Annotated in this window: 3 protein-coding genes; all 3 read left to right on the top strand. The window is 40.0% G+C overall.

Features of this window, described 5'->3' with window-relative positions; translation table 11 throughout:
* A partial coding sequence (nrdD, locus tag GX348_06715) for an anaerobic ribonucleoside-triphosphate reductase (GenBank protein ID NLP41880.1) occupies positions 1–1383 on the top strand: 1383 nt, incomplete at its 5' end.
* A gap of 26 nt (positions 1384–1409) precedes the next feature.
* The gene (gene nrdG, locus GX348_06710) at positions 1410–1922 is read left to right on the top strand and encodes an anaerobic ribonucleoside-triphosphate reductase activating protein (GenBank protein NLP41879.1); all 513 of its coding nucleotides are present in this window, start codon (positions 1410–1412) and stop codon (positions 1920–1922) included.
* A gap of 263 nt (positions 1923–2185) precedes the next feature.
* Positions 2186–5863: a PolC-type DNA polymerase III gene (locus tag GX348_06705; protein NLP41878.1), complete on the top strand. Its 3678-nt coding sequence runs from the start codon at positions 2186–2188 to the stop codon at positions 5861–5863.
* Positions 5864–6000 lie beyond the last annotated feature (137 nt).

Below are 6000 nucleotides of genomic sequence, written 5' to 3'. Positions count from 1 at the left end.
TCACAGAACGATATGCATGGCGGGCAATCTTTTGCTTTTTTTGATCGTGATATAGCTCCTTTTATGGCAAAGGCCAGTGAAGAAGAAGTTTATCAAGCAATGGAGGCTTTAATATATAACCTTAATAGTATGCATAGTAGGGCTGGTGCACAGGTTCCTTTTTCAAGCCTTAATGTTGGAACTGATACAACACCGGAAGGCCGAATGGTGACCAAAAACATACTACTGGCGTATGAGAAAGGTTTAGGACGCGGGGAGAATCCAATTTTTCCGAATATTATATTCCGAGTAAAAGACGGGGTCAATCTAAATCCCGGTGAGCCTAATTATGATTTATTCAAATTGGCTATTCGAGTAGCCGCTCAGCGGTTAAATCCCACCTTTAGCTTTATGGATTCTTCGTTTAACAAGCCATTTGGCGACCAGGTAAGTTATATGGGATGCCGTACCAGGGTTATGTCCAACAAGTGCGGTCCAGAAGTTACAGATGGCCGTGGCAACTTAAGTTTTACTACGATTAACTTACCTCGATTAGCAATAAAAGCTGAGCGCAATCTGATGAAGTTCTATCAGAGTCTTTCCGACTTAATTGATTTGACATGTGAGCAGCTATACCATCGTTATCAGGTTCAATGTAAGCTGAAAGTTCGAGATATGCCGTTTTTAATGGGACAAGGCCTCTATTTAGATTCCGAAAAACTTAAGCCTAATGATATAATTGAAGATGTTATCAAGCATGGTACGCTATCGGTAGGATTTATTGGCTTAGCTGAGGCACTTACCGCTCTGACGGGATATCATCATGGTGAAAATGAGGAATCTCAGGCGTTGGGCGAAGAGATTATTGCTTTTATGCGTAACAAGGTCGATAAAGCAGCTGATCGATATAATTTGAATTATACCTTATTGGCCACCCCAGCCGAAGGCTTATCAGGACGGTTTATAAAAATGGATAGGCAGGAATATGGTTTAATTGCGGGCGTTACTGACAAAGATTATTATACAAATTCATTCCATGTCCCTGTTGAATATCCAATAAGTGTTTTTGAAAAAGTCAAGCTTGAAGGTGTCTATCATAAGTACACTAACGCCGGCCATATAAGTTATGTTGAATTTAGCGCGCCGCCGATAAATAACCTTGGCGCAATTGAAGATATAATTCGTTATATGAAAGAGTGCGATTTTGGGTATGCCGGAATTAATTTCCCGGTAGATTTTTGTGAGAGCTGTGGATATTTAGGTGTAATTGACAGCGATAGCTGCCCAGTATGTAATACGTCTGATATTAGACGAGTTCGTCGTATTACCGGATATTTAAGTACAGTAGATCGGTTTAATGATGCTAAGCGCTCAGAGCTAGATAATCGTATCTCGCATGTCTAAATCATACCGGACAGAGGAAGTCAAACATGATAAGATATAAGGAAATTATTAATGAGTCAGTAGTTGATGGCTTAGGAATTCGGGTTGCGGCTTTTTTGCAAGGCTGCCCCCGGCATTGCGATGGATGCCATAATCCAGAACTGTTACCAATGGAAGGCGGAATCGAAGTCGGGGAAAAGGAATTCGCTGAAATGCTTTTAAGTAAAATTACTCCGCTCCATAGAGGAATTACATTTAGTGGTGGAGACCCTTTAATGCAGGCCGAAGCTTTACTCAAAGTGATATTTCTGGTTAAACGCCGCAATCCTAGACTGGATATTTGGGTATACACCGGATTTACTTTTGAAGAAATTAAGCGCATACCAGTTTTAAGCGTAATAGATTTTTTAGTTGATGGTCCTTTCATACAGGCTCAAAGGGATCTGAGGCTTCCATTTCGGGGTTCTGCTAATCAAAGAATCATTGATGTCTCTAGAACGCTGACAGCCGGACGGGTAATTGAGGCTGACATAGAAAGCGGCTATTCCAAGGCTGTCTAGATAAAGTAAGACTTGCTTCAGCTGAAGTTTAACCGAATTTATCCTGGGACTTAGACGCTATTAGCTTCCGCTTAGGAGGATGGGAGTCGTATAGCGTCTTGTTCATTGGATAATGGTAAAAACTCGGACTCCAAAATGAGTTCGAGTTTCTTATGACTTGCTAGAAAGTCTAACTTTTGGGTAAGAAATAAGAAAGAGAAAGACGACATAAGCTTTCACATGGGTAAGCTAAGTCTTTCTATTAGTGCTAAAGGGTGAGAGAGTTGTCTAGCTATGACTATTGCATAATTCCTGAAAATATAAAAGTGTTTGAAGACTTTATAATAAATCTACCTATCCAAGAAGAAGACAAGTTAATTATCAGAAAATCCCGAATTGTTAAAGTCAAGGTAAACACTAAACAAAATGTTTGGACTATATATTTAAGGTCACCAGTACATCTTCCCAAAACTCTGACAGATTTAATTCGTTGTAAGTTGTGTCAAAGCTGTGGTTTAACAAACATAGTATTCGTCCAAGAGATAAAATCGTTAGAAAATTATCTCACCGATGAATGGCGAGATTTTGTAAAAAAAGTCGCCATAGACAATCCAGCTATTCAGCACTTGCTTGAAACTGCTAAGTGGAATATTGATAATGATACATTAATTATAGAGACAATGGGCGAGTTATCGTCAGAACTTATACAAACATATGGAATTATACACAATATTAAAAGTTTGATTTTAGAAGAATTTGGCCGTAACTTAAACGTTAACTGTGTGGTTGGCTTTCGGGAAGATAAAGAAACATATCAGGATGACTTGCTAACCCCGGAGTACCTTGAAGCTATTAGCGAGACTAAATCAGATTCTGAAAAAAAGACCAGCCAGGCAAGTCCTATTATTTTTGGTCGAAATATAAAAGATCAGTCACAGCCAATTTGCTTAGTTCAAGATGAAGGACGAAACATTGTTTTAGAAGGTCAGTTATCTTCGGTGGAAAGCCGTGAATTAAGAACAGGTCGATTCCTATTGACATTTGACATTAGCGATTCATCAGACGGCATCAGTGGCAAGGTTTTCTTCGATGATAAAGAGCAGTTTGATAAAGTTTTAAAAGCTATGGGTGAGAATACAATGGTGAAAGTCAAAGGTACCGTCCAGTTTGATAAGTTTGCAAATAATGATCTCGTTATTTTTGCCGATAGTATGTGCAAGATTGACAAACCCGAGCGAACTGACGATGCTGAAATTACTCGTATCGAATTGCACGCCCACACCCAAATGAGCAATATGGATGCTGTTGTTTCAGCCAAGAAACTAATCACTACTGCGGCAAAATGGGGACATGATGCGATAGCAATTACTGATCATGGTGTTGTGCAAGCATTTCCTGAAGCGCATGAAGTAGCTGAAAAAGCGGGCATAAAAGTTATTTATGGAATGGAAGGTTACTTGTTTGATAACGATATCAATCAAGCACGGCATATTATTATCTTAGCTAAAAATGAAATAGGTTTAAAAAACTTATACCGACTGGTATCGATATCTCATTTAAAATATCTTCATCGCACACCTAGAATACCGCGTAAGGTATTGATAGAATATCGCGAAGGTCTTATTCTTGGATCTGCTTGTGAGGCTGGTGAGCTAATTCATGCTATTGTTAATGGAGCCAGCGAGGAAGAGTTAACTGCTATAGCATGCTTTTATGATTATCTAGAGATTCAGCCCATTGGTAACAATGCGTTTCTTGTTCGTGAAGGAAAAGTTGCCGATGACGAAGGCTTACGTCAAATTAATAAAAGAGTTTGTGAACTTGGAGCAAAACTTGGCAAGTTAGTTGTTGCAACAGGCGATGTGCACTTCTTAAACGCGGAAGATGAAGTTTATCGGCGGATACTCATGGCTGGTAAGGGTTATAGTGATGCCGATAATCAGCCGCCATTATATTTTAGAACTACTAGCGAGATGATAGATGAATTTTTGTATTTAGGTAAAGAGAAGGCTTATGAGGTTGTTGTAGAGAATCCCCGCCTTATAAACCAAGCCATAAGTAAATTTAAGCCAATACCTGACGAATTGTATTCGCCTCAGATTCCTGGAGCAGAAGAACAGATCCGTTCGATGTCGTATTGCAGGGCTGAGGAGCTTTATGGCAGTCCGCTACCGGAGATAGTAGCTGCCCGCTTAAAGAACGAATTAGATTCAATAATTAATAACGGTTTTGCGGTATTATACTTGATTGCCCACAAGTTAGTTAAAAAATCACTCGATGATGGATACTTAGTTGGTTCGAGAGGGTCTGTAGGATCTTCCTTTGTTGCAACAATGACCAATATAACAGAGGTAAATCCTCTTCCTCCGCATTGGCGATGTCCTAATTGCAGATACTCGGACTTTGTAACTGACGGAAGTTATGGGGGCGGTTTTGACTTGCCCGACAAATTATGTCCCAACTGCAATGTTAAGATGACAAAGAATGGGCATGATATACCGTTTGCTGTCTTTATGGGTTTTCACGGCGATAAAGTTCCTGATATTGACTTAAACTTTTCAGGTGATTATCAGCCTGTGGCTCATAAATATACTGAAGAATTATTTGGCCGGGACAATGTGTTTAGAGCAGGGACAATTGCAACAATCGCCGATAAGACAGCCTATGGTTATGTAAAAAATTATTTTACAGAAAAGGGTTTAAATCCTCGAAACGCTTATATTAACAGTTTATTAAAGGGCTGCACAGGAGTTAAGCGTACTACTGGTCAGCACCCTGGAGGCATTATGGTTGTTCCGCGCGATATGGACGTTCACCATTTTACGCCCATACAGCGTCCCGCTGACGACAAAAACTCCTCCACTGTTACCACGCATTTTGATTATCATTCGATAAGCAGCCGCTTGGTTAAGCTTGATATTCTAGGACACGACGATCCTACTGTAATCAAGATGCTTGAAGATCTAACTAACATAGATGCAAAAACTATTCCGTTTGATGATGCTGAAACAATGAGTCTGTTTTCTTCAACGAAGGCATTAGGATTAATACCGGAGCAGTTAGGCAGTAAGGTTGGTACTTTTGGCATACCTGAGTTTGGTACGAAATTCGTCCGGCAAATGTTAGAAGATACTACTCCTAAAACATTTAGTGAACTAGTCCGTATAAGCGGCTTTTCACATGGTACTGACGTTTGGCTTAATAATGCCCAAGATTTAATAAAAGCCGGTACAGCTAAATTATCAGAGGCTATCTCTGCACGTGACGATATAATGATCTACCTTATACATAAAGGGGTAGAGCCTCAGCTAGCTTTCAAAATTATGGAGGGCGTTCGAAAAGGCAAAGGAATTAAGCCGGAGGATGTTGAAAAGATTCGTCAAAATGGAGTACCGGAATGGTATATAGAATCTTGCCAAAAAATTAAATATATGTTTCCTAAAGCCCATGCAGTAGCATATGTCATGATGGCTTTCCGAATTGCGTATTGTAAGGTTCATTATCCATTGGCATTTTATGCGTCATACTTCACAGTCAGAGCTACCGAATTTGATGCCGATCTCATCGTAAAAGGTGAGAATGCCATACGCAATAAATTGTCCGAGCTAGAGCAAAAAGGCAATAACCTAACTGCAAAGGAAAAAGGACTCCAAACGATTTGCGAAATGGCTTTAGAAATGTACTTACGTGGATTTGTCTTTAACAAGGTCGATCTTTATGCATCGGATGCCACAAAATTTATTATTACTGCAGACGGTCTGCTGCCGCCGTTAGCTGCCCTGCAAGGACTCGGGGACACGGCAGCTCGAAACATAGTGGAAGCTCGTTGTGGTCGTCCGTTTTCTTCGATTGAAGACCTAAGAGCACGTAGTCGTATATCCAAGGCGGTGATTGACATATTGAAAGGTCATGGCTGCTTGGACGGATTGCCGGAAACAGATCAGATGATGTTATTCGGATAATCGACCCTAGTCCTGAAGTTTATGTTGTAAAAAGTCTTTGGTAGTGATATAATAAATATAATAATCGTTGCAAGCGTTTTGAGAGTGGGTGAGCTAACCCACTCTTTATGTTATTATTGCTTTTTACTGCCAAATAT

This window comes from Veillonellaceae bacterium (assembly GCA_012523975.1).
Lineage (GTDB): Bacteria > Bacillota > Negativicutes > JAAYSF01 > JAAYSF01 > JAAYSF01.
Note: the sequence above shows the minus strand (reverse complement) of the source record. Positions and strands in the feature narration are given on the sequence as shown.

Excerpts from the sequence above, each read along its gene's own strand:
- nrdG (NLP41879.1), top strand. The coding sequence starts at position 1,410 with ATGATAAGATATAAGGAAATTATTAATGAGTCAGTAGTTGATGGCTTA.